Source organism: bacterium endosymbiont of Bathymodiolus sp. 5 South (assembly GCF_900128535.1).
Taxonomy (GTDB): Bacteria; Pseudomonadota; Gammaproteobacteria; order PS1; family Pseudothioglobaceae; genus Thiodubiliella.
Genome location: NZ_FQTR01000179.1, coordinates 1 through 3,072 on the forward strand (window position 1 = coordinate 1; position 3,072 = coordinate 3,072).

Sequence of the window (3,072 nt, forward strand, 5' to 3'; positions counted from 1 at the left end):
TATCGCCTTGTGTTTCAAATGATCCATCTTTGTTTTTTGTAACCAGTACTACGCTGTCTTCACCATATTTGCTTTTAAGTCTGGCAGAGAGCCTGTTGGTGGCTTCTGTGATGATATTGTCTGTGCCGACTTTATAGATCACGACACCGCCATCTTTAGTTTTAGTTGTTGAAGGTTGTTCTTTTGGTTTTCCGCCTGATGCTTGAGCTATGTCTTCGGCATTTGTTTTTTGTTGTTGGGTTTTTGTTTTCCTGTGAGTTTTTTGTGAGTTTGCATTGGCACTGGCACTTGCTTGTTCTTCTGTGGGAGCAGGATCAGATCTTCTTAATTTATGAATTTTTACACTGAAAAGGTCAACTAGGGTTGCCCTACTTATGCCAAATGCCAAATTCATATCGCTGATATACCTAGCGATCACATCAGCGCCTGATGATACAGGCACCGTCAGATATTTCATTACGCCGTTTACTTCTTTGCTTAAAGCGTGATGATCTCCTGATGTTCTTCTAAACATTTGGTCTCTTATTTTTTCTTTCTTGAGTGCTTTCTTCCACTTGCGATACTTAACCCTTTTAAAAGAGATACCATATTCATTGAGATCAACAGGTTTACTCCAATCATCCTTGTCAATCTGATTTTGTTCATTTGCTTTTTTTAGTTGCCACTCTTTTTTTATTCTTAGCTCTTCTTTGTTTCTGTCATGTTTTTCTTGTCCTTTTTTAGCGTTTTCGAAGACTTCTGGGTTTTCTGCCCTATAAGTTAAAAATTCTTGTATGCGTACTTCCTTGATTTTGGCCTCTTTTTCTTCTTTTTCCTTTTGCTCCCTTTCTTTTGTTTTCTTGATTTCAGCTTCTTCTTTTTCCTTTTGCTTCCTTTCTTTTACTTTCTTGATTTCAGCCTCTTTTTCTTCTTTTTCCTTTTGCTCTCTTTCTTTTGTTTTCTTGATTTCAGCTTCCTCTTTTTCCTTTTGCTCCCTTTCTTTTGCTTTTTTTATTTTGTCTTGTTGCTCTTCATCTTTCTTCTTATTGCTGTCAACTTTATCTTGTTCTTCCTTCCTTTTTTCTTGCTCACTTTGTTCTTTTTCCACTGCCTTTCGCGCTTGCAATTGTGCTAAGTTTTCCTCTTCTTCTCCATTTCCACCAGGTTTTTCATCTCTTTTTTCCCTGGATGCTTTACCAACTTCAGCTAGTTTTGTTAATCTATAGAGTGCATCAAGTCGTTCGTGAATTGAAAGACCTTGATTTAAAATCAGATTCCTGTATTCATCTCCCTCCTTAAGGGGTAATTGCGTGTCATTAAGAAGTTGAATGATTCTACCATCGGTATTTGTTTTTTCAAAACCCTCAATCACCGCCCTTTTAAGCGCCTCATTTCCTGGCCCTCTGAAATCTGGGAATACCCTCTCCTTCGTGACATATATTCTTGTAAACGCTGAACTGTTTCCTAGTATCTTGTTAAATTCGTCTTCTCGTTTTTCACGCTCAATGTTTTGAGATTCGGTTGTTGTTACGCCTAATACATCTTTTAAATGGAACTCTATTGCTCTAAATTCTTGAATGCGCTCACGCTGTTCTTGATCGGCGTTCAATTGATAAATAATATTTTTTTTTCTGAGTGCCTCATCGTCGGCTCTTTTTTTGTATTCTAATTCGGATTGCACTATACTTTTATCAAGTCGTTGTGCTATTCTTTCATCAACTCTTTTAATTAGTGTTAAAAATTTTACTCTGTTGTGTTCAGCTTCAGAAATACTGCCTGATAAGTTTTTTATTCTGGTTAATGCACCTTGGGTGGCTATTTTTTCTTGGACCATGTCAGACAAAGTGTTTTCTTTGTTGTCTGTAATTTCTTGGTATGTTTCTTCTAGCACTTGTGATTTTTCTATTTCTTTTTGAATGTTTTCCAATACTGGACTGTTATCTGCTTCTGAGAGTTCTGTCATTTTATCCAGCAAATTTTTCTTTCTTTCCAAAATTGAATGAAGTATTAAATCAATCTTTTGTTTTTTTCTCATTGCATTCGCTAAAGGTTTTTTCCTCCTTTTTGTTTGTAAATATTTTTGCCTCTTAGAGTCTTTACTTTCTGCAATTCTTATTATTATTTTATTGAATGTAGTAATCTCATTTTGATATCTCAGTTTTAAATTCTGCACTACTTCTATTTTAGAATTTAGCTCATCCAATTCATTGTTTTTTCTTATTATTACCTTTAGAGCCATATCTATTATTATTTCAAGTTTCATTAGTCGCTCTTGATTCATTTCCATTTCTATTGTCAACTGCTCTATTAATAACGCCTGTTTCTTCTGTTCTATTGCATTTTTCTGTGCTGTTAGCTTTTCTAATTTTGTTTGCAATTTTTCTTTCTGCTGATCTTCTGCACCCGATTCTGCTATTGGCTTTTTACTTTCCTCTATATCTTTACTTGCCTCTTTCCACTTTTCTTGAATATCTCTTTCTTCTTTCTCTACGCCATCTATTCGTTCTTGCACTTCCACCAGTATTTCTTCATGTTTATTTATAAATAATTTTTCAGTCTCTAGTGACTCTTCTTCTATCTCCTTTCGACTTCTTGATATATCGTTGAATATCTCCATTTGCCCTTCTTCTGCTACCAATAGTTCTTTTATTTCATCGACTCTACCAACAGGTTCTGGTTTTCCGATTCTCTCTGTTATATCTAATTCGACTTGGAATAATTGATCTCCTATTTGCTTTAATTTTTGATACGATTCCTCATTCAAAATGTTTGCAACTTTCCGCTGTTTCCCTATATCTTGCAACTTGAGCGCTAAATCTATTAATTCCTCATTCAGCTTTTCTCCCGCTGTTCGCTGTTTTTCTTCATCTAAATTTTTTCTTTCCTCCTCTGATGTTTGTTCTGCATCTTCTTTTTCCATCATTCTGCTATCTTCAGGCACTTGATCACCTTGAACTACTCTACCCTTACCATTCACACCAACATATCCTTTATGGCCCTCGACTTCAGTAGGTATACCCTTGTTCTGTAAACTTTCTTTCAAATTTGACACAAAACTGTTACCGTTGTTGCCACACTTATCTGAATGGCAGC

1 protein-coding gene is annotated in these 3,072 nt (G+C 35.5%); it reads right to left on the reverse strand.

The features are described from left to right. The coding region (locus tag BBROOKSOX_RS09725) for a hypothetical protein (protein WP_180323970.1) at positions 1–3,031 on the reverse strand (3,031 nt) is incomplete at its 3' end. Positions 3,032–3,072 lie beyond the last annotated feature (41 nt).